At 44.5% G+C, this 20,058-nt stretch carries 15 protein-coding genes; 1 reads left to right on the top strand and 14 read right to left on the bottom strand.

Features of this window, described 5'->3' with window-relative positions; translation table 11 throughout:
• Positions 1–236 precede the first annotated feature (236 nt).
• Genes U0033_RS27770 through leuC form a run of 5 tightly spaced genes read right to left on the bottom strand, consistent with a single transcriptional unit; the run spans position 237 to position 5,708 of the window.
• Positions 237–1,748, bottom strand: coding sequence for a 2-isopropylmalate synthase (locus U0033_RS27770; protein WP_072359817.1), 1,512 nt, complete (start codon positions 1,746–1,748; stop codon positions 237–239).
• A gap of 36 nt (positions 1,749–1,784) precedes the next feature.
• Positions 1,785–2,864, bottom strand: coding sequence for a 3-isopropylmalate dehydrogenase (gene leuB / locus U0033_RS27765; RefSeq protein ID WP_072359819.1), 1,080 nt, complete (start codon positions 2,862–2,864; stop codon positions 1,785–1,787).
• Positions 2,865–2,893: 29 nt separating this feature from the next.
• Positions 2,894–3,493: a 3-isopropylmalate dehydratase small subunit gene (gene leuD / locus U0033_RS27760; RefSeq protein ID WP_072359821.1), complete on the bottom strand. Its 600-nt coding sequence runs from the start codon at positions 3,491–3,493 to the stop codon at positions 2,894–2,896.
• Between the two features lie 48 nt (positions 3,494–3,541).
• Positions 3,542–4,300, bottom strand: a complete 759-nt coding sequence (locus U0033_RS27755) for a methyltransferase domain-containing protein (RefSeq protein WP_072359823.1) — start codon at positions 4,298–4,300, stop codon at positions 3,542–3,544.
• A 10-nt stretch (positions 4,301–4,310) separates the two neighbouring features.
• Positions 4,311–5,708: a 3-isopropylmalate dehydratase large subunit gene (leuC, locus tag U0033_RS27750; protein WP_072359826.1), complete on the bottom strand. Its 1,398-nt coding sequence runs from the start codon at positions 5,706–5,708 to the stop codon at positions 4,311–4,313.
• A gap of 230 nt (positions 5,709–5,938) precedes the next feature.
• Here leuC and U0033_RS27745 point away from each other — a divergent pair, with 230 nt between their 5' ends.
• Positions 5,939–7,492 (top strand): hypothetical protein, encoded by a 1,554-nt coding sequence (locus U0033_RS27745; RefSeq protein WP_072359828.1) that lies wholly within the window; start codon positions 5,939–5,941, stop codon positions 7,490–7,492.
• Here U0033_RS27745 and U0033_RS27740 read toward each other — a convergent pair.
• From U0033_RS27740 to U0033_RS27700, 9 genes are all read right to left on the bottom strand, one after another.
• Positions 7,489–10,065 (bottom strand): hypothetical protein, encoded by a 2,577-nt coding sequence (locus tag U0033_RS27740; protein WP_072359830.1) that lies wholly within the window; start codon positions 10,063–10,065, stop codon positions 7,489–7,491. The genes U0033_RS27745 and U0033_RS27740 overlap by 4 nt on opposite strands.
• Positions 10,066–10,097: 32 nt before the next feature.
• Complete coding sequence (locus U0033_RS27735; protein WP_072359832.1) at positions 10,098–10,850, bottom strand: N-acetylmuramoyl-L-alanine amidase; 753 nt, start codon at positions 10,848–10,850, stop codon at positions 10,098–10,100.
• The gene (locus U0033_RS27730; RefSeq protein WP_072359834.1) at positions 10,847–11,329 is read right to left on the bottom strand and encodes a hypothetical protein; all 483 of its coding nucleotides are present in this window, start codon (positions 11,327–11,329) and stop codon (positions 10,847–10,849) included. Before U0033_RS27730 ends, U0033_RS27735 begins: the two co-directional genes overlap by 4 nt.
• Positions 11,330–11,465: 136 nt before the next feature.
• A complete protein-coding gene (locus tag U0033_RS27725) occupies positions 11,466–14,081 on the bottom strand; it encodes a glycosyl hydrolase (RefSeq protein WP_072359836.1) in 2,616 nt (871 codons plus the stop codon).
• Between the two features lie 138 nt (positions 14,082–14,219).
• A complete protein-coding gene (locus U0033_RS27720; protein WP_072359838.1) occupies positions 14,220–15,305 on the bottom strand; it encodes a Gfo/Idh/MocA family protein in 1,086 nt (361 codons plus the stop codon).
• Positions 15,306–15,320: 15 nt separating this feature from the next.
• Positions 15,321–16,193 carry a YegJ family protein gene (locus U0033_RS27715; protein ID WP_072359840.1) on the bottom strand — a complete coding sequence of 291 codons (873 nt, stop codon included), beginning with the start codon at positions 16,191–16,193 and terminating at the stop codon, positions 15,321–15,323.
• A 183-nt stretch (positions 16,194–16,376) separates the two neighbouring features.
• Complete coding sequence (locus tag U0033_RS27710; protein ID WP_072359842.1) at positions 16,377–17,729, bottom strand: outer membrane beta-barrel protein; 1,353 nt, start codon at positions 17,727–17,729, stop codon at positions 16,377–16,379.
• A gap of 162 nt (positions 17,730–17,891) precedes the next feature.
• Positions 17,892–18,998: a hypothetical protein gene (locus tag U0033_RS27705; protein ID WP_072359844.1), complete on the bottom strand. Its 1,107-nt coding sequence runs from the start codon at positions 18,996–18,998 to the stop codon at positions 17,892–17,894.
• Complete coding sequence (locus U0033_RS27700; protein WP_072359846.1) at positions 18,985–19,626, bottom strand: ABC transporter ATP-binding protein; 642 nt, start codon at positions 19,624–19,626, stop codon at positions 18,985–18,987. Before U0033_RS27700 ends, U0033_RS27705 begins: the two co-directional genes overlap by 14 nt.
• Positions 19,627–20,058: the final 432 nt, after the last annotated feature.

Here is a 20,058-nt window from a genome sequence, read left to right as displayed (position 1 = left end):
GAATTGAGGTTGAAAATCAATTATACTATTACTATTTTCTTCATTTTATGGTAGCATTTTAACATCGGTCAGCGCCAATCGTAAGCGTTAGCTCACCTTACTACTTACATTCCGGGGAAACATATCATTCCAAAAACGTCAAAGGCTATGAGCTGCTTGTTTCGCAAGCAGCTCATAGCCTTTGATTGGGTGCTTTCAGGATTCTGCAGTGCTGAATCCTGAAACCCGTGAATATTTTAGAATATTTTATTCAGCGCATCAACATATGCGTGCATAGAGGCATTCACTATATCAGTAGACATACCATATCCATAGTAACTCTGACCATTATGCTTCACCCGCATATTCACCTTACTTACGTCCTTACTTCCCCCTCTCATTGACTGAATATTAAACTCATCAATATCTATCTGATCTTTGATGATCTCATGGATCGCATTGATCGCTGCATCTACCGGACCATTACCAGCAGCACTAGCTTCTTTTTCCTCTCCATTGATCTTCAGCTTCACGGTCGCCATCGGACGCAGTGGATCACCACATACTACCTGCAACAGGGTTACCTTGATCGCCTTATCATCTGTATAATTCTGATCGTTTCCATTACCCATCAGTTCCAGCAGATCTGCATCAGAAATCTCTTTCTTGCTATCTGCCATTACCAGGAAGCGCTGATAGATCTCATCCAGGTTTACTTTATCCAGCTTATAGCCCAGGCGCTCCAGGTGGTGCTTCAGGGCATGACGGCCACTACGGGCAGTCAGGATAATTGCATTGGATTCGATCCCTACATCTTCCGGATTCAGGATCTCATAGTTTTCACGATGCTTGAGCACACCATCCTGGTGGATACCGGAACTATGTGCAAATGCATTACGACCTATGATTGCCTTATTGGGCTGAACCGGCATACGCATCATAGTCTCTACCATGTTGCTCAGCTGATACAGTTTCTTAGACTGGATACCGGTATGGTAACCCAGTGAATGATGCGTTTTCAGGATCATCGCCACTTCTTCCAGAGAAGTATTACCTGCACGTTCACCAATACCATTGATGGTACATTCTACCTGGCGGGCACCGTTGATCACACCGGCGATTGAGTTGGCAGTAGCCATACCCAGGTCGTTGTGACAGTGTACAGAGATAATTGCTTTATCTATGTTAGATACATGATCCACCAGGTACTTGATCTTTGCACCATACTGTTCGGGCAGGCAGTAACCATTCGTATCAGGAATGTTTACAACGGTTGCACCAGCAGCAATGACAGCTTCGATCATTTGCGCGAGGTAAGCATTATCTGCGCGGCCTGCATCTTCTGCATAAAATTCTACATCGTCAACGAATTTACGTGCATATTTTACGGCATCAGCGGCACGCTTCAGGATCTCTTCGCGGGTACTGTTGAATTTATATTTAATGTGCATATCGGAAGAACCGATACCTGTATGAATACGCTTACGCTTGGCAAAACGCAGGGCTTCGGCAGCAGCATCGATATCCATAGTGTTCGCACGGGTCAGTGCACAGATCACCGGCTCACTCACAGCTTTCGATATTTCTACCACGCTCTGGAAATCGCCGGGGCTCGATATTGGGAAACCGGCTTCAATAACATCTACTCCCAGGGCTTCCAGCTCCTTGGCAATAGTGATCTTTTCAACGGTGGTCAGCTGACAGCCTGGCACCTGTTCACCATCGCGGAGAGTAGTATCGAAGACGTATACACGATTTTTATCGCTCATCTTATGTTGATTTGTTATTGTATTTTTTTAAAAAAATTAGCTTAAGTTTTCCAGCACTTTGGCGCCCATTGCATCAGTGCCCATCACCAGGTGGTTTTCTGTATGCTTGTTAGCGATGTCCATTGTACGGAAGCCTTGTTTTAAAGTAGTTTCCACTGCTTTAATAACGCGCAGGGATTCATTTTTCAGGCCAAAAGAAATATCCAGCATCAGCGCTGCAGACAGGATAGATGCCAGTGGATTGGCAATACCTTTACCTGCAATGTCATGTGCAGAACCATGGATAGGTTCGTAGAAACCAACGCTGTCACCTACAGAAGCTGAGGCCAGCATACCCATAGAACCAGCGATCTGGGAAGCTTCATCTGTCAGGATATCGCCAAACAGGTTGCCGGTTACCACCACGTCGAAACGCTTAGGATCCTTTACCAGTTGCATAGCGGCGTTATCGATGAACATATGTTCTACGGTTACGTCTGTATATTCTTTTTCCATTGCCTGTACTACTTCGCGCCACAGGCGGCTTGCTTCCAGTACGTTTGCTTTATCCACAGAGCACAGTTTTTTACGACGGGTGCGTGCTGCTTCAAATGCTTTGCGGGCAATGCGCTCCACTTCATACCTGTGATAGATCATCAGGTCAGAAGCAGTGTTGCGGTCTTCGGTACGTTTCTTTTCACCAAAATAAACATCACCAGTCAGCTCGCGGAAGAACAGGATGTCTGCTCCACGCAGGATTTCCGGCTTGATGCTGGAAGCTTCCAGCAGCTCATCAAACAACTTAATAGGACGCAGGTTTGCATACAATCCCAGTTCCTTACGGATCTTCAGTAATCCCTGTTCAGGACGTACTTTCAGTGTAGGGTCATTGTCATATTTGGCATGTCCGATAGCGCCAAAAAGGATAGCGTCACTCTTGCGTGCTTTATCCAGTGTTTCATCTGGCAGGGGGGTGCCGGTAGCGTCGATGGCTACGTGTCCCATAATGCCTTCTTCAAACGTAAAGTTGTGCTTGTAGTTAGTTGCTATAGTTTCCAGCACTTTCCTTCCCCAGGTAGTCACTTCTTGTCCGATACCATCACCCGGAATTACCAGTATTTTTTTGTCTACGCCCATTTAATGTTTAGTTGAGTTAAAGCGAAAAGTTAAAAATTAAACTCCCGGGTGGCTTCGTAAGCTTCGATTTCCTTACGCAGGCTTAACAGGTAGTCAATATCATCATAGCCATTGATCAGGCATGCTTTCTTGTATGGATTGATGTCGAAAGAAGTTTCTTCACCGGTTGATACAATCTTCAGTGTCTGTTTTTCCAGGTCCACAGCCAATTTTGCTTTGGCATCCTTTTCAATTGCAGAGAAGATCTTGTCGAGGAATGCATCAGTCACCTGGATAGGCAGGATGAAATTGTTCAGTGCATTGTTCTTGAAGATATCTGCAAAGAAACTGCTGATCACTACTTTGAAACCATAGTCAGCGAGTGCCCATGCAGCGTGCTCACGGCTGGAACCACAACCAAAGTTCTTACCAGCCACCAGTACCTGGCCACTATAAGTAGGATTGTTCAGTACGAAGTCTGCTTTTGGCGTGTTGTCGCCTTCATAGCGCCAGTCGCGGAACAGATTTTCACCGAAACCGTCACGGGTTGTTGCTTTCAGGAAGCGTGCCGGAATGATCTGGTCTGTATCGATGTTTTCGATTGGAATAGGAACTGCTGTAGATTCCAACTTTTGAAAATTCTTACTCATTATATTTTGCCTCCCGGAAGAGGACTTTAAATTTACGTGTTTTAGAAATTATTGTGCGTCTGCAATTTTCTCTGCTTTCACGCGCAACCTTACATACTTAGTATACCATTTGCCATCGCGGAAGTTAGTAGCGCGCAGGCTTTCCTGTGCGGTTTTGAGGATGGGCAGCCTGTCTGCTTCAGGAATTGCTTCGAGGTAATGTGCCCCGAACATCTGCAGCCATTCTACGATTCCATTCTCAGGATCAGCCAGCTCAGTTTCACGGTCAAAGTAGTTCAGCTGATTTACCCGGAAGCCATATTCTTCCAGCAGGGAAGTATATTCACCGGGAGATGGAAAATACCAAAAAGGTTTAAATTCATATCCCTTTTCTTCCATCGCTTTGCTCAGCGCACCTGTGATGTCATCTACATTGCCTTTCCCTCCCATCTCCAATACCAGTCTGCCACCGGGTTTCAGGTGATGCCAGATTCTGTCCAGTACTTTTTCTTTCTGGCGTATCCAGTGCAGGGTTGCATTGGAAAACACCGCATCAAAAGTCTTGTTCAGGGAAAAAGTAGTACCATCTGCTACCTCAAAATCGATAGCCGGGAAATTACTTTTTGCACTGGCGATCATACTGGCGGATGCATCTATTCCTTTCACCGTAGCTCCACTCCCTGCAATCTGAGCGGTGAGTTCGCCTGTACCGCAGCCCAGGTCAAGGATACTTTCTCCTGCTTTGGGTTGCAGCCATTCTACTACGCTGTTGCCATAGTTGAATACAAAGGCATGCTTCTCTTTATATAAATCCGCGTTCCAGGCCATGATAATACTTTTATACGAGTTCTCTTACATCGGTTACTTTACCAGTGATCGCTGCAGCTGCTGCTGACAGTGGGCTGGCGAGGAAGGTGCGGGCATTTGGACCCTGACGGCCTTCGAAGTTACGGTTGGAAGTAGAGATACAATACATACCGGCAGGAACTTTATCTTCGTTCATACCCAGACATGCAGAGCATCCTGGTTCACGCAGCTGGAAACCGGCAGCTTCAAATACCTTGTCGATACCTTCTTTCTTTGCCTGCGCTTCTACTTGCTTGGAACCTGGTACGATCCAAACTACTACATCATCTGCTTTATGCTTGCCTTTTACAAAATCAGCAACCATACGCAGATCTTCGATGCGGCTGTTGGTACAGCTACCGATGAATACATAGTCTACCTTTTTGCCCAGCAGTCCGCTGCCAGCCTCAAGGCCCATGTAGTCCAGCGATTTCTTAAAGGAAGGTTTTTCCTTTTCATCCAGCTGTTCCAGGGATGGAATGTGTTGCGTAACACCAATACCCATACCCGGATTGGTACCATAAGTGATCATTGGTTCAATATCTGCAGCATCGAAGGTGATTACTGAATCAAATTCAGCATCAGCATCGGTGTACAGTGTTTCCCAATAAGCCAGGGCTTTATCCCAATCTGCACCTTTAGGCGCAAACTCGCGGCCCTTGATATAGTCGAAAGTTGTCTGGTCAGGAGCAATCAAACCTCCGCGTGCACCCATCTCGATACTCATGTTACAGATGGTCATACGGGCTTCCATGCTCAGGCTGCGGATCGCCTCACCGGCAAATTCCACGAAGTAGCCGGTAGCACCGGATGCAGAGATTTTGGAGATGATATACAGGATGATATCCTTGGATACCACACCTTTCTTCAGCTGACCATTTACCTCAATTTTCATACGTTTTGGACGATATTGGAGCAGGCATTGGGTAGCCAGCACCATTTCCACTTCGGAAGTACCAATACCGAAAGCGATCGCACCAAATGCACCATGCGTGCTGGTATGGCTATCTCCACACACGATGGTCATACCTGGCAGGGTAATACCCAGTTCAGGCCCGATTACGTGTACAATACCCTGGTATGGATGGCCCAGACCATACAGTTCTACGCCAAACTCGGCTGTGTTCTTTGTCAGCATTTCTACCTGCTTACGGCTGAGCGCTTCCTTGATAGGCAGGTGCTGATCCATGGTAGGTACGTTGTGGTCCGCGGTAGCACGGGTCTTGCCGGTACGGAATACCGGAATGCTCCTTTTGCGCAATCCGTCAAATGCCTGAGGACTGGTAACTTCGTGGATAAAATGCGTGTTGATGTACACTACATCCGGAAATCCAGGCTTGCTTACCACGATATGATTGTCCCAGATCTTGTCAACTAATGTTTTTCCCATTCCGTAATTACTTTTTATGAACCTGTGTTACATTAAATTTTACTTCATGCTTTACTTTCTGCAACACAGGCGAAATCATTAATTTTGTGCTTCCCTGTTTGTTTGTAACTTCAAATCTAATAGCAAACCTTAATTACCATATAGCTAAATTTGCTTTAATTACGATATATAACATTGCCTGACGAGAACAAGTCGTTTGATTGTCAGTCAATTATAACATATTATAAACGATGTCCAACAATCAGCATGATGCGCTCTTTATACTGATAAAAACGCTCACTAAAGCAGAAAAACGGAATTTCCAGCTTGCTTTTAACAAAAACAACTCAAAAGAAGACGTTTTATTCATCCAGCTTTTTAACACACTGGACAAACTGAAGGAATACGATGAGGAACTGATACTGAAGAAAATACCCGCTATCAAAAAGCAGCAGCTGAGCAACGTGAAAGCTCACCTGTACAAGCATTTGCTAACTACGCTCAGACTGCTCTACAAGCAAAAAGATCCGCTGATTGATCTCCGGGAGCAACTCGATTACGCCCGGGTGCTGTACAGCAAGGGTCTCTACAACCAGAGCCTGAAATTACTCTCCAAGGCCAAGTCCATGGCTATTGACCAGGAAGAGGTGATGCTAAGTTACGAAATCATTGAGTTTGAAAAACTTATCGAAAGTCGCCATATTACCCGCAGCCTGGAAAACAGGGCTGATGAACTGAGTGAGGAAAGCCGGGTTATAGAGCAAAAACTAAGCAATATCAGCAAGCTCTCTACCATCTCCCTGCGCATGTATGGTCTTTACCTTAAACTGGGGCATGCCAGGGATGAGCGGGATGCCAATATGGTCAAACTGTTCTTCGAAAAAGAACTACCGGCTAATTGTCTCCAGGATATGAGCTTTTACGAAAAAATTCACCTTTACCAGGCCTACAGCTGGTACTACTATATCCTGCAGGATTTTGTCATGTTCTACCGGTATACCCGCAAATGGGTAGACCTGTTTACCCTGTATCCATCCCTGCAAAAGACGGATGTGGAACTGTACATCAAGGCAATGCATAACCTGCTCACGGCACAGTTTTATACCAGCAATCATGTGAAGTTTATCCGTGACCTGGGTACCCTGGAAACATTCATTGCCGAAAATAATGAAACCTTCAACGAGAATACCAAGACCACCGCATTCGTATATGTGTATACGGCGCGCATCAACAGGTACTTCCTTGAAGGTACTTTTAGTGAAGGGCTGGGCATCATTCCCCAGCTGGAAGCGGAAATAGCCGAAAATCAACTCAAGATTGACCAGCACAGGGTGTTGCTCTTTTACTACAAGATCGCCTGTCTGTACTTTGGAAGTGGAGATAACAACAAAGCGATAGTATACCTGAACAAGATCATTCATCTTCGTATCGGTAATCTAAGAGCAGATATCCAGTGTTTTGCACGCATCCTGCATCTCATTGCGCACTACGAACTGGAAAATTATAGCCTGGTAGAATACCTGATCAAATCTGTTTATCACTTCATTGCCAAGAACAAAGACCTTGGGCAGATGATGGAAGAAATATTGAAGTTCCTCCGTAAGAATATTTATGCTAATCCAAAGGCATTGAAAAGTGCCTTTGCCAACCTGAAAGAAAAACTGGGACAACTGTCACAAAATCCTTACGAAAGAAGATCATTCCTGTACCTGGATATCATCTCCTGGCTGGAGAGCAAGATCGAAGGTATCCCTGTACAGGACGTGATCAGAAGAAAATTCGTGAAGAGAGAAAAAAGAATTTAATAGTCCCACCTTACGTCCTTATTCAGGATGTACAGGTTCCGCAGGTCATTGAACTCCCGGTGTTCCCACTTGTCCCGGATATCTATCTTCAGGTTATTCAGGCTGTTTGTGGATAACACCCAGTTCAATGGCACCTGGCTGCCTGATTTACCAATACAAAGCTGAATGACTTTCCCATGCAGTTCATCTTCTGTATAATGACGCAGTTCGTCCATCGCCATTGCTGAGCGGCCTGCACGCGTATCGTAAATACCAGCGAGAATTTCACTTAGCTCATTTCCAAAACTCAGGTTCTTTGTATCTGCCTCTCTCGAATCGCTGAAGTTGAGCACAAATACAAAGGGTACGACTTCTCCATCTCTGAATGCTCTGGATTTCAATTTCAATGTTTGCAATACTTCCAGCATTGTCGCAGTACCAGTGTTTTCCACATATCCACCATCTACATAGTGATATTTGGTTTCGTCATCCTGCTTTAAATTTCCCCCTGGTGAGAATAGCGGGAAACGTGTACTGAAGTTCACTACCGTACTATAGCGAATACCACCGCGGATCTTTTTATTGAACAGGTCTCTTCGTTGTGATAAGAGCATTGTACTATCAGGCCTTACATTCGTCATCCAGCATTGTAACCCGGTTTCCACTTCCGTGGTGTTGATAAACAATGCAGGCAATGTGTTTTTTGCGGTATATAATTTCTGAAAATTATCAGAAAAAATATTACTGGCATCAGGTGTTACAACCCTTCTATAACCACTCTCCCAGCCTTTTTCCAGTGCAGCAGCCCTGTCGAAAACAGGAATCTGAAATGGCAATAACAGGTTGATCAGATCTCCGTAAAACATCTTGCCTATTACGGGTGATAAATAGTCCTGCTGAAAGAACAAATTTGTCATATTCGTGAGAGAATCTACTTTATGCAGACTATCCGGTGTGAGATAAGCTATTGCATTAAAAAAAGCAATACCCAGGCTACCACCTGACACACCTGAATAAGCATAAATTGCACGCTTGAAATTGAATGGATGGCTGACTACTGGTTGAATTATTTCCGCACCTTTTGCGGTGTCAGGGTGCAATTTCTTATACACAGAATCTTGTGCATTTGCCAGGCTTTCCTGCAGGAAACTCAGCATCAGCGACGTAAAGGCACCTGTTCTTAATGCGCCACCTTCTGCACATACAAATATTACCGGATATTTAGGCACCGGCTTTCCTGCCGTATCTTTTACCCAACTAAAAAAATACCGGTGATCACCTTCCGCTTTGTATTGCTCAAACCAGTTATCAAAATGTGTGGACATTAATGGTCTGCGATCATAATTGCTTTCGCTGTCATAGCGCACGGGATGATCATTATTCAATAGTGAAGAAAGGATCAGCACGACCGTTAGCGTGAGGCGCAATGAAAAGGGCTTTCTTCTGAGCAATGCATAATCCACATACAGCAGTCCACTATAAATACCAATCCAGCATGCAAATGCGAAGATGACAAGACCAGGCGCTCCAATCTTTTCATAATACCGGATAGGCAATACACTTACAATGAAAAAAATACTAAGACTGGTAAGCGCGATGATCTTTAATTGCAGATGCAATTGTTTATAAAACTTCAGGGGAATCTGGTAGATCCATCTGTACATTGTGTCTGGCTTATCATCCTGGATCATACCTGTCGGAGATGGTACAAAGGAGGCCGGCACAACCGTTTCAGGAGGCATTTTGGTGGGATCCTTTAAAAATTCGCTTTGCGCTGCCGGTGACAGGTTTAAAAACTGCTCAGTAAAATCTTCATAGCGGCCATTGATATTGTCAGAGAAATTAGAAGGTTTGCGCAACTGAAATACGTAATCATTGTAAATACCGATCAGCTTATTGCACCATTCCATTTCCTGTTTGGGCAGGCGCATGAAAGACATTATACCGGATGGCTTTTTTGACACCAGTTCACCCGATTTGGGATTCATAGTGATCTCGTCCGGACCGTCTTTTTTATCATCCAGGAAATAAGCCCTGGCTACAAGATTCACCAGTAAGAGCATGCATCCCATTGGAATACCAAAGCCCCAGTAACGTTGATTGGGGGTAAGCGTATTTTCGCCGATGTAATTAATCACAAAACCTAAGAGCAGGATAAAGTAAGGCATCAGCAATGAGGTTTGCGCAATCGTTTTCTGTACAGCTTTTCGCCACTGTACTCTTTCGTTAGAAAGGCTTTTGCCGGAGTGGTCGGTTACATAGATGGCATACCTGCTACCATATTCAGATACCACACTCCATATAAAGGCACCGCCCAGCAGCCATAGCAGGTTCCCTACATGGTGCTGGACGGCAATTTCTTCTACCACTATCAGTAATACATCTCTACCCTGCGGCAATACGGTAAATACCAATAAGGCAACCACGTGCAGGGTAACGAACATACCACAGCTTCGGAGCACGCTCACAAAGTCACTGATCATAAACCGCAGGGGCACATGATCTCTTGCTTTGTTCAGCTCATTATACAAGCCTTTATAATGATAAAACAAGAAGCCTGCGAAAGACTTTAATAAGTCTAACAGTTTTTCCATAAATCTATTTTTTGGGGTTGTATAGTATCTGCTTATCTTACGCCACCACTCCAGAACCAGCTACCTTCGTCGGTGTAGTACCACTTGCTGTTATCATTGATCTTCTCTCCGTTATTCACATAGCCATCGTATGCCAGCTGAATGCCAGGTTCCACGATGTTGACAGGCGCCTTATGTGTATCAGGAGCAGAGCGGATATTGAGCCTGGAGCGGGAAGTAACCTTGCCTGCAGTTTTTACTTTTTGTGGGATATCATCATCGTCATCATCTTGCTGAGGGCCGGTATCATGACCGCTGGCCAATGCGATCAGTTTATTGAGATCTACTTTGGTACCCGGGCAGGTTTTAGCACCATAAATTTCGTGATGCCCGATTACATGTTGTCTATCGAGCGGAATATGCCAGCGATCTGCAATATCGTGGACCAGGGCAGCACTGGCGGCATACATTGCATCCGTCCATGGGGTATCGCCTTTACCTTCGTGTTCAATACCGATGGTATAATAATTAGGATTGATGTACTGACCATTTGATGTTTTGATCAGGGTCCATGAAGGAGTGTATACACGGCCTGCATGCCAGGCGCTGTCTGTTTCCTTCACGTATTGATGTACTTCTCCCTGCTGGCCTACACCATAGTGAGCAGATACTTTGGAAGCAGGATTGCTGAACCAGCTGTCAGTGCCGGCAAGCGTACCATCCATTATATGAATAACGATGGCAAATGGGGTGTAATTCTTTCTTCCTGCTGTAAAATTGGGGCTTAATTTTGTTACGATACTCATCCTAAAGCATTGTTATGTTGTGGGGTATATTCATCTGCAACCAGCTCTGGTTCTTCGTCTACAGAGACAGGAGATGATGTTGCTTTCTCTACTGATACAGTCACGGGTGGCGTGGCAGTGATTGTGACTGGTGCAGCAGCGTTTACTTTACTAAAGTAAGTCTGAAAGAAACCTTCGATGAAATCAGCGCCGGCATAACCGATGGCAATAATGGTCACAATGGCTTCTGTCTGGTATCCGTCTGCGGTTTTGAGAGAAGCACCTTTGATGATCATACCGATGGCGCCGGCTACAAAACCGATGAAGATACTTACCCAGAGGCGGCCTGTATCCATTTTTTCAGGTGCATTTCCTGATGCTACCTGCTGTGCGTTGTAATCACTTAGTTTCTTTAGTCCTACTGCAATTCGGATTCCCTGGCCCAATGCACCAAGGAGACCACCGGCAATTACGGTGTAGAGGATGTCTGTGATTGACATAACATTCAATTTTGGGGGTTGTGGTTTTACAATATCGTTCTGGTATACCGAGTCTTGGGGCTTATGCTTTTTCTTAATAAGTCAAATATAACAAATGTGGGGATGTGTTGTTCAAAAAATAATTAATGAATAAGCGCTATTGCTCAGCCAGGCGGCCGATTACAACCGGACCAAACAATCCGGCAGGTAATAAATTCCATTCGGGCCGGATAAAGATATTAGTGTGGGTCACACGTTTGGCTTCCGGCAGGTGGCTGTCGCCTATAAGGCGATTCCGCCAACTATTAATTACAGTGATTTGCAGCTCGTTCTTTCCTTTTTTTAAGGACACGGGAACCCTGAAAGGTGGTGTCCATACAATGCCCAGCTCTTTTCCGTTTAAACTGATCTGCGCAATGCCGACATCTTCTATTCTTCCAAGGTCAAGATATAAAGAGTCAGATGATGTACCGTTCCAGTTAAATGCCTGTTGATAGGTAGCGGCACCGGCGTAATATTTTACTGCAGAATCGGTGTTGTTCGTCCAGCTTTCCAGTTTGGTAAATGTCCTGGATGGGATGTTTTTGAATTGCACCTGCCAGGGAGTGTCTAAAGTATCCTGGGGAATAAAAGCGAAGTGATTGGTGCCGGCTTTGCCATTGCCAGTTATAGGCGTTCGAAAAACCACAAAATAAGCCCCATATGGCGCAAAACTCAGTGGCATAATGGTATGACCCGCTACTTGCCTGAAAGACGAAATTTGCCTTGTTTCTCCGGTTACAGGGTCCCAGCATTCAGGTTGCCTGCCGGCGAAGTTGAAACTTGCATTTACTTGCACAGCAGTATCAGCCCGGTTGCTTACAAAATAGTAATCGATGCCTTCCTGCTGATGATGGATCCAGTTAATATTTTCACCAATAAAATCGGGTGTGAGAGTTGTATTTGTTTGTAAGGACTTCACTTTTTGCTGCACAGCGCCGGACAATTTATAATCAGCAGGAAGCACCAGTTTTTTGTAGCGCATACCACCGGGCAATTCAAGCATCCCATTTTTCAATTCCATTTTCATCAACTGCTCTTCATTGATTACATCATAATCATTGAATGGTAATACATGGGCCGGATCGCTTTCTTTATTCCGGGCAATGTTTGGTACATGATCGCCATAGTAGTATACTACATCTGCTACAAATCTACCCTGTTGCATCATGTATTGTACCCTTGCCATGTAGTTGAAGAAAGCATCTGCAAGCGGCCACCAGGTAATGTGCCTGTTGAAATGTGTTCCCGCAAAATATTCCTGCCCCGGCTCTCCCATGGATGCCGGAGAGGATGTAAATGTATGTAGAAATACCAGGTTCAGACCAGCACACACTTCGTGGTCAAAGGAGCTTTTCATATCGTGCCAGATCACATCATTCCAGTGTTTACCGATCGTTGTAAAGGCTTCTGCGCCTACCAGCCGCTTGTTGTAAATATGTGCAGCACTTGCAGCCTGTTTTACAAAAAAGCGGCTATCGGGATCTGGTCGATGTGCTGAAGGAGACCAGAACTCACTCATCATGATATCACTGTGCCCATAGTTTTTCAATCCATCGAAGAAACCCACATGGGGGCCGGCACTCTCCGGGCCTATGCCCATGCCGTATTTAGCAGCATGCACTTTGAATACCCTGTAATGATAATCAGCCACCAGGTCGCCGATTGTTTTCCTGAAATCATTCAGAAACTGGTTGCTGGCATCAGGGCTATCGATGATCTTCCCGGCTATTACAGGAAGATAAGGCAACAAATCATATCCCCTGCGGGCCTGGAATTCTTTACGGAAATTCTCCGTCCAGTTAATGCCCCCCAGCTCCCAGCTATCGGTTTGCAGGTAGCGTAGCGTTGTACCGGCATCTGTGCCAATACCATCCAGCAATGGTTTCACATGTGTATTCCAATAACGGTCAAAATGATCTGCATTCATGTAGTCTATTACAAGGCCCTGCCATTTACCACTGGCAGTAGAAATGTGTGCCCCATTATTGGTATAGCCAAAGCGCATGATCACCCATTTTCCTGCTGGCGCTTTCCATTTCAAAAGGCCGGTTTTATCCATATACCTGCTAATATCACGCACCTCGGAATGATAAGCATTCGCATTTCCCTTCACATCATTCTTTAATAAATAGCGGGTGTCAGCGGCAGAAAAACCGGCTTCTTCAAAGGCAGCTTTTTTTTGGAGATCTTTCAGCGGACGGATGCCGGCAGTATCTTTCCAGGGAAATGCAAGCACCGCAATATCCCTGTAAAATCCCAGGCGGGCAGGCGGTGTAGCTAACTGTATTTCAACCCTTTCATTTCCAGGCAGGGTAGTATCTGACCAGGTGAGATGCTTCGTTGATTCCTGTGGTGTTACATCCGGTGCCCCCAGGTTCCAGCCACTCTGAATATTCATACTTAATTCCAATCCCAAGCGGTGTGCCTCATGAACTGCGTGCTGAAATAAGACCACCCAATCAGGAGAACCAAACATCGGGCCTTCGGGTACGTTTCCATTATCCCGCTGATCCTGCCCACCTGCATCTACAATACAAGCACCACTGAATCCTTTGGCTTTCATCGCTTCCAGGTCGAGGGTAATGCTTTCTTTTGTTACATTGCCATTGAGCCACCACCACCAGCAGCGGATACCGGCACTGGCAGGAGGATGTGCAAATAAAGCGGGATCTATTTGTTGGGCATAGCTAAACTGGCAGAATAGTAGCAGGAGTAAGCATAAGTTTTTCATAGTGGAGATTCCTGTCGGGTATAGTTAGCGCTTCAGGCATATTTATCGTACACCTGAAGCGCTATAGAGTGATTATAGAAGAATTACAGAAGGCATATAGAAAGCTTATTGAATCCTTATAGAAAGTCTATAGATTCCTTAAAGCGGGTTTAGGACCTGCCTCTTTCCTTCCTTTGCTGATTTCCTGGCAGCTTCCAGTATCTTCACCACAATCAGGTTATTATTCAGGGAAGAAGGGTCATTCCCTGGTTTTATAGTGCCATTCAATACGGCAGCCAGGTATGTCAGGTTATCAGTATAAGCCGGTGCAGGTACAGTCAGCGATTCTGTATTATCCTTCTTCCTTTGCTGCAATTGATTTGCATTCAGGGCATGCAGATAACCGCTCTTACCAAATACCTCCCAGTCTTTGATACTGAAAGGCCAGTTCCAGCTGGCTTCAATAATACCTGTTGCATCAGGGTATTCCAGCAATATAGTAGCGTCATCATCTACTTTAGGATATACCGATGGTTTGATATGCCTTGCTACTGCTGTTACAGCAATAGGTGCTCTGCCATCCATGAGCCAGGTCATCAGGTTAGCACCATAACAACCAAAATCAACGATGGCCCCTCCCCCGTTTTTCACAGGATCCGTGAGCCAGTTTGTGAAATCTTTGCTGCACCCAATTTCTATAGGGCCTTCATGACCATCATGAACGATCATTTTTCTTACAGGGCCTACAGCATCTTTCTTTACCAGGTCATACACATACTGATTGGTGCTATACCAGGTGGTTTCATAATTGGTGAGCACAGGTATATGGTATTTTTCTGCCAGTGCTGCTATACGCGTAGCCTGGGCTACTGTGGTAGCAAGTGGTTTTTCTACCATCACCGGAATACCTTTGGGAGCACAGGCTTCTACCACCAGGATATGTTCTGCCACCGGGTTATACCCCAGCACAGCATCCGGATGCACCCTGGCCAGCAAAGCATCCAGATTTGGATAAAAGAGAGAATCAGGCAGGTGGTAACTTCTTTTGTACCTGGCTATTAACGCGGTGTCCGATTCGGCAATACCGGCTATGCGCACCTTACCTTCTTTAAACTGATGCATGAGCAAGTGCACATGATCATGATTGAGACCTGCTACGCCCACATTGAGCAGCTGCTGGGCGGTAGACATACACGTGGATAACAGCCCTATACAAAAGAGACTGTAACGGATTAACTGCTTCATATAACTGTTTGTTTATTAACCGACAACATTCAACACTTTCCAGCCATCTTCGTCCCTGAAGGTATACAATTGTTGGCGACTTTTCCCCCCGTCAGGAAAAATACAGCATTCTGTAATGAGGTATAAGTTATCAGTAATTTTCGTCCGCTCCGGAAAAGCCCTGAGCAGGTTGTGGAATACAGGAAACCCATTATCCTCCAGGTTTTTAATGAAAGAGAGACGGAGCACCTCTGCAGTAGCCTCGACTATTTCGGGGCTATTGAACCTGTCATTCATTTTTTTGAGCAATAACTTTGCTTCTTCATGGAAGTTTTTGCAGGACACTGCTTTTTCAATGTCATGCTCATCGTAGGCATCTTCCAGGCACAAAATTGCGCCCTCTGGTGTGGAAAAGTCATGTACAAAATAGTCGACTCCTTCATCAATGTACAAACCTACCTGCCTGTCAAAATCAACCAACTCATGATCTGGTAATCCTTCACGGATAGCACGGATTGTGTACCCACCTATCAGGCGGCCATTTTCAATAATCATCCAGTCAGTAATAAACCGGGGATCTATACCGATACGTTGATTGATATTTACAGAACTGACATAAACAGGTTTATTGCCTACTTCACCATAGAGGTTACCTTCATCATCAAAACTAGGTGTGGTCAGCCAGAGATGCTCGCGATTATTTCCGTCATCGATCAGTACTTTTACAGAGAAATATTGCTGTGCAGGCGTTGGAGCTGACAAGCAATCCTGAAAGTGATGCATAGTAGCTCTGGCTTTTTCAATGGCCCAGTTCATACGCTCATCAGAATCAGGAATTTGTACTACAGGTAGCTGTTCATTGGAAGCAAGTTCGCTGCGCTTCCCAAAGAGTCTGGAAAATAAGCCCATGGATAAATTCTATTAAAGGCAGTGGTTGATTGGTGCCACAGATTTACATTCTCGAATTACGAATATAGTCAATTTGAAATTATAATTATCATGTATAAATGCAATGAGGGTCGCCTCACGGCAACCCTCATCAAGGTTCTCAAAGGATAGTTACAGCATTTCGATTACATGTATATTGATTATTTACAGCCTGAATAATATGGCACAGATAATCCTGTCTTCCGATTTCACAAGATCCGGTCTCCAGTCTGCCGGCAAAGGAGTAGTGGTGTAACCGGTAGGAGAAGTTACCCCACCCTTACCGGCAAAGTAAGGAACGTTTGCATGTCTGTGCACATACTCGATTCTGAAAGTCAGGTTCTGATTTGGCATCCAGTCGAGGTTTGTACTACAATCCCATCCGGCAAACTGATCGCCAGGATTAGCGGAGAAAGGGTAAGCCCCTTCTGTTTTGGTAGGATCTGCCGGATTAGGCAATGGACTAGCCTGACCTGTAGGATACAGCACCAGGTACCGGCCGGGGTTTTTCATGGCACCGCCACCTATGGTCCATGCCAAATGATCATGGGCGAACCAGGTCCGGTTATAGAACATGGCACTTAAGAAATATTGTGCCGGCCCTTTGGTGCTGTCGCCATTAGAGAAACCATTTACGCCACCACCTTTTTCGAAACCAATATCACCGGTGAGGGAAAAGGCCATTCTTGTAATCCCGTTTGAATTGGGCTTATTGTAATATCTGTACAACACGCTGTTATCTGAGTGAAAACGCTTACGGTCCGGAATCATAGCAGCATCAGAACCAAAGTAGTTGTTAGTAATCAATTTCAGGTTATCATTCGGTGCATAAGTAATATTGAAACCTGCTCCGGGCATAGCATTGAACTTCCCATAGCTCTGCCAGCCATTGATCAGCCATGGTTCTATTTTCAGGTGTTTGGAAGGGAAGATCTGTACGCGCACACCGTTGAAAAACCAGGGGGTATTATCCGAAGTAAAGCTGGCCTGGTATTCCCAGTTCTCCACCTGGTAATAAGAGTTCAGGCCTATATAAGACATAAACATACCGGCATCCACGTTGATACCATACCATTTGTTGAAGTGGTAACCGGCATAAGCTTCGCTGATGTACCTGTAAGCATTATTCAATTGATATTGTCCTCTGTACACGCTATAGTCGTTGCGGGGTACAACGATAGAGCGTGTGCCAAACTGAGTGATGATACGGCCTCTGGCACCATTATAATTAAATTCACCACCAAGGGCTGCACTGGATACCTGCACTTCATTGTTACGTGCCAGTGCTGTAGAACCTACTACAGTATTGTCATTAGGATTGTTGAAAGAATGTGTGTAGTTCACATCCAGCATTACGATGCCAGTCACATACTTCGATTGCAGATTGGGTTGATCCCTTCTGTCATTCCCGTTTTGCCAGGTCATATCCATACCGCCAAAAGGCACTTTGGTAGTATCAGGTGCCTGTGCGAATGTTTGGACAGATGCAAGTAAAAGTACGCTTAATAGGTTGTTCATTTTGTATAAGTTTATTCGATGCCTGGTAATAGCCGAAAATTGTTCCGGTTTCGGCACGAATACTCCAAACACAATACTGTACTAGCTTTCAATAAAATCGAATTTTACAGGCACAAAAAAAAGTCTCTCAAAATGAGAGACTTTCTAAGAAAATGAGAAGGACTACTGCACTTCTGCCAGCGGTGGCTCGTACTTATAATAGCGTGTAGCAAATATTGTAAAAGCCAGTACCTGCCATCCTATTACCACATACCAGTATAAATAGCCCAATATCATGAACAACGAAATCACTATGGAAATAAGCACCCAACGGAAATATTTATCCTGGTCCAGCCGTGGAAAATACAAAAGCATCCGCCACATCACTAACATAGATACGCTCAGGCAGATAAATAATAACTGATCTAGTGGGCCTGCGACCTGATAAGTTCTCACTGCGAGGAAAATAAATTCCGGCAACAACAATACAAAGTAGCCGAATGTAGTATGTACATATCTTTTCCACAAAGGCAATGGTAACTGTATGGCGATGGATACCTTCAGGTCGTCGAACTGCCTGTGATTAAAGACCAGTACAGTGTGCGCGAGGAGTACCAGTAGCAATCCCACCAGCATAAAACGCAGTTCATAAGGCTGCTCCATCAATGAATAGGTAGCAATGATGACAAGCCCTGTTACGCCTTTGGTAATAAACAGTGAACGACTTCCATTATTCAACAACTCATATAAGTAGTATGCCCACAATGGTTTTGTAAATAAGCGGTTCAGCTTTTGCTGCCACCTGATAAATAAAGATGTCGTTCCAGGGTTTTTAATTTTTCGATCATATACAAATAAGGGTATTACTGACATCAGTGCCTGAAACAAAACAATTGTAACAGCAGCGCCTATATGTTTATCTCTCAGGGCAATCCAAACGGCAGCACTGCTATATACCAGTGCCGGCATATATAGAGAGAAATGGATACGAAACCATGTCAGCCATTTTTGCTGACCGTCCAGCACTCCCAGCGTTGCATACAAATACAGTGATTCTCTTGCACTCAGTGTTTTTAAAACGAATAATGCACATTTTGCGTTGTACACAGTCCATCCCAGTAATACCAGGCACAGGAAATCTGTGTTGCCTGTAAAACCCCTGATCAATGTAAGGTGATAGGAAAGCAGCATATTGCCTGGTACTATTCCAAAAAAGAAATAGAATACCAGGAAGAAGATAGCCGCATTTGCTGCATAAAAACGGCCGGTAAATATTTTAGATAAGGCCATGAGCTGCTACAATATTTTTATCCTGTACCTGTAAGCGGATAGAACTGCCCGAAACTGGCTGATGTGAACTAATAATAAAAGTAATACCGAATTGTGTATGAAATTCTTCCACCAGGTTATTGATCAAAGGAACTGTCTGCACATCTAAAGTAATCAATGGTTCATCGAGCAAAATCACTTTAGGTGTACCTGTAAATGCCAATACCAGCGACAGTTTTTTCAACATCCCGCTTGAGTATCCACTCACAGGTCTGTGAAAAAACTCCTGGATCCCTAATAAGTGTATGATCTGATCCAGGTCTTTATAACCTTTCCCTTTGGTTTTCAGGTATAAGTGAAGCAGATCTTTTCCTGTTAAAAAACCCGGATAAACAGGCTCTGCTTCTGCATAGTTTACAAGGCGTCGAAATTGAACAGGTTGCTGTTTAGCCTGTACATTGTCCACACTGATTTCTCCCTGGCTGGGGATCAGTGCTGCCATTACTTTCATACAGGTGGTCTTGCCTGCTCCGTTTCCTCCTAATAGCCAATAGGTTCCATAGCCCAGCTGGAGATCGGGGATATTCAGAACTACATGATCCTCATAGGCTTTAATCACATTTTTTAAACGAAGAACGGGTGCAGGCATGATGAATGATTATACTTTCTGCTAATATTGTACAAATATTCTTTTTTATCCTACTGGTAGTAAATGAATTAACAAAATATTGATAAAAATTTAGTCCGGTTTTCGGAAAAAAAACTAAATAATATCTAAATTATTTTCTATGTGCAAAACGGTTGCAGATAGATTTAACATGCGTGAATTCGCCTGTCCTGCTTCATTTTCTAATTACCCACATGTGTTTTCCACAGTCCGTTAATAACTTAAAAGATAGCCAGCGAAGATCATCATTACATTTGTATTAGTTCATGGCGAAGTTGTGCCCCGAGAAAAATATAACCAGCGCAATACACCTGTCCTGAACAAACCAGCGTACACGTATTAATATAACAAAGGGTATTACAGAAAAAGGGTTCGAATGCAATAAATTGGCGGGAACGTCTCCTTTCCGTATGC

The sequence above is a fragment of the Chitinophaga sancti genome (assembly GCF_034424315.1).
Taxonomy (GTDB): Bacteria; Bacteroidota; Bacteroidia; order Chitinophagales; family Chitinophagaceae; genus Chitinophaga; species Chitinophaga sancti.
This window is presented reverse-complemented; position numbering and strand designations above follow the sequence as displayed.

Excerpts from the sequence above, each read along its gene's own strand:
- U0033_RS27715 (WP_072359840.1), bottom strand. The coding sequence starts at position 16,193 with ATGGGCTTATTTTCCAGACTCTTTGGGAAGCGCAGCGAACTTGCTTCC.
- U0033_RS27705 (WP_072359844.1), bottom strand. The coding sequence starts at position 18,998 with ATGGCCTTATCTAAAATATTTACCGGCCGTTTTTATGCAGCAAATGCG.
- U0033_RS27720 (WP_072359838.1), bottom strand. The coding sequence starts at position 15,305 with ATGAAGCAGTTAATCCGTTACAGTCTCTTTTGTATAGGGCTGTTATCC.
- leuB (WP_072359819.1), bottom strand. The coding sequence starts at position 2,864 with ATGGGCGTAGACAAAAAAATACTGGTAATTCCGGGTGATGGTATCGGA.
- U0033_RS27770 (WP_072359817.1), bottom strand. The coding sequence starts at position 1,748 with ATGAGCGATAAAAATCGTGTATACGTCTTCGATACTACTCTCCGCGAT.
- U0033_RS27740 (WP_072359830.1), bottom strand. The coding sequence starts at position 10,065 with ATGGAAAAACTGTTAGACTTATTAAAGTCTTTCGCAGGCTTCTTGTTT.
- leuD (WP_072359821.1), bottom strand. The coding sequence starts at position 3,493 with ATGAGTAAGAATTTTCAAAAGTTGGAATCTACAGCAGTTCCTATTCCA.
- U0033_RS27700 (WP_072359846.1), bottom strand. The coding sequence starts at position 19,626 with ATGCCTGCACCCGTTCTTCGTTTAAAAAATGTGATTAAAGCCTATGAG.
- U0033_RS27755 (WP_072359823.1), bottom strand. The coding sequence starts at position 4,300 with ATGGCCTGGAACGCGGATTTATATAAAGAGAAGCATGCCTTTGTATTC.
- leuC (WP_072359826.1), bottom strand. The coding sequence starts at position 5,708 with ATGGGAAAAACATTAGTTGACAAGATCTGGGACAATCATATCGTGGTA.
- U0033_RS27725 (WP_072359836.1), bottom strand. The coding sequence starts at position 14,081 with ATGAAAAACTTATGCTTACTCCTGCTACTATTCTGCCAGTTTAGCTAT.
- U0033_RS27730 (WP_072359834.1), bottom strand. The coding sequence starts at position 11,329 with ATGTCAATCACAGACATCCTCTACACCGTAATTGCCGGTGGTCTCCTT.
- U0033_RS27745 (WP_072359828.1), top strand. The coding sequence starts at position 5,939 with ATGTCCAACAATCAGCATGATGCGCTCTTTATACTGATAAAAACGCTC.
- U0033_RS27710 (WP_072359842.1), bottom strand. The coding sequence starts at position 17,729 with ATGAACAACCTATTAAGCGTACTTTTACTTGCATCTGTCCAAACATTC.
- U0033_RS27735 (WP_072359832.1), bottom strand. The coding sequence starts at position 10,850 with ATGAGTATCGTAACAAAATTAAGCCCCAATTTTACAGCAGGAAGAAAG.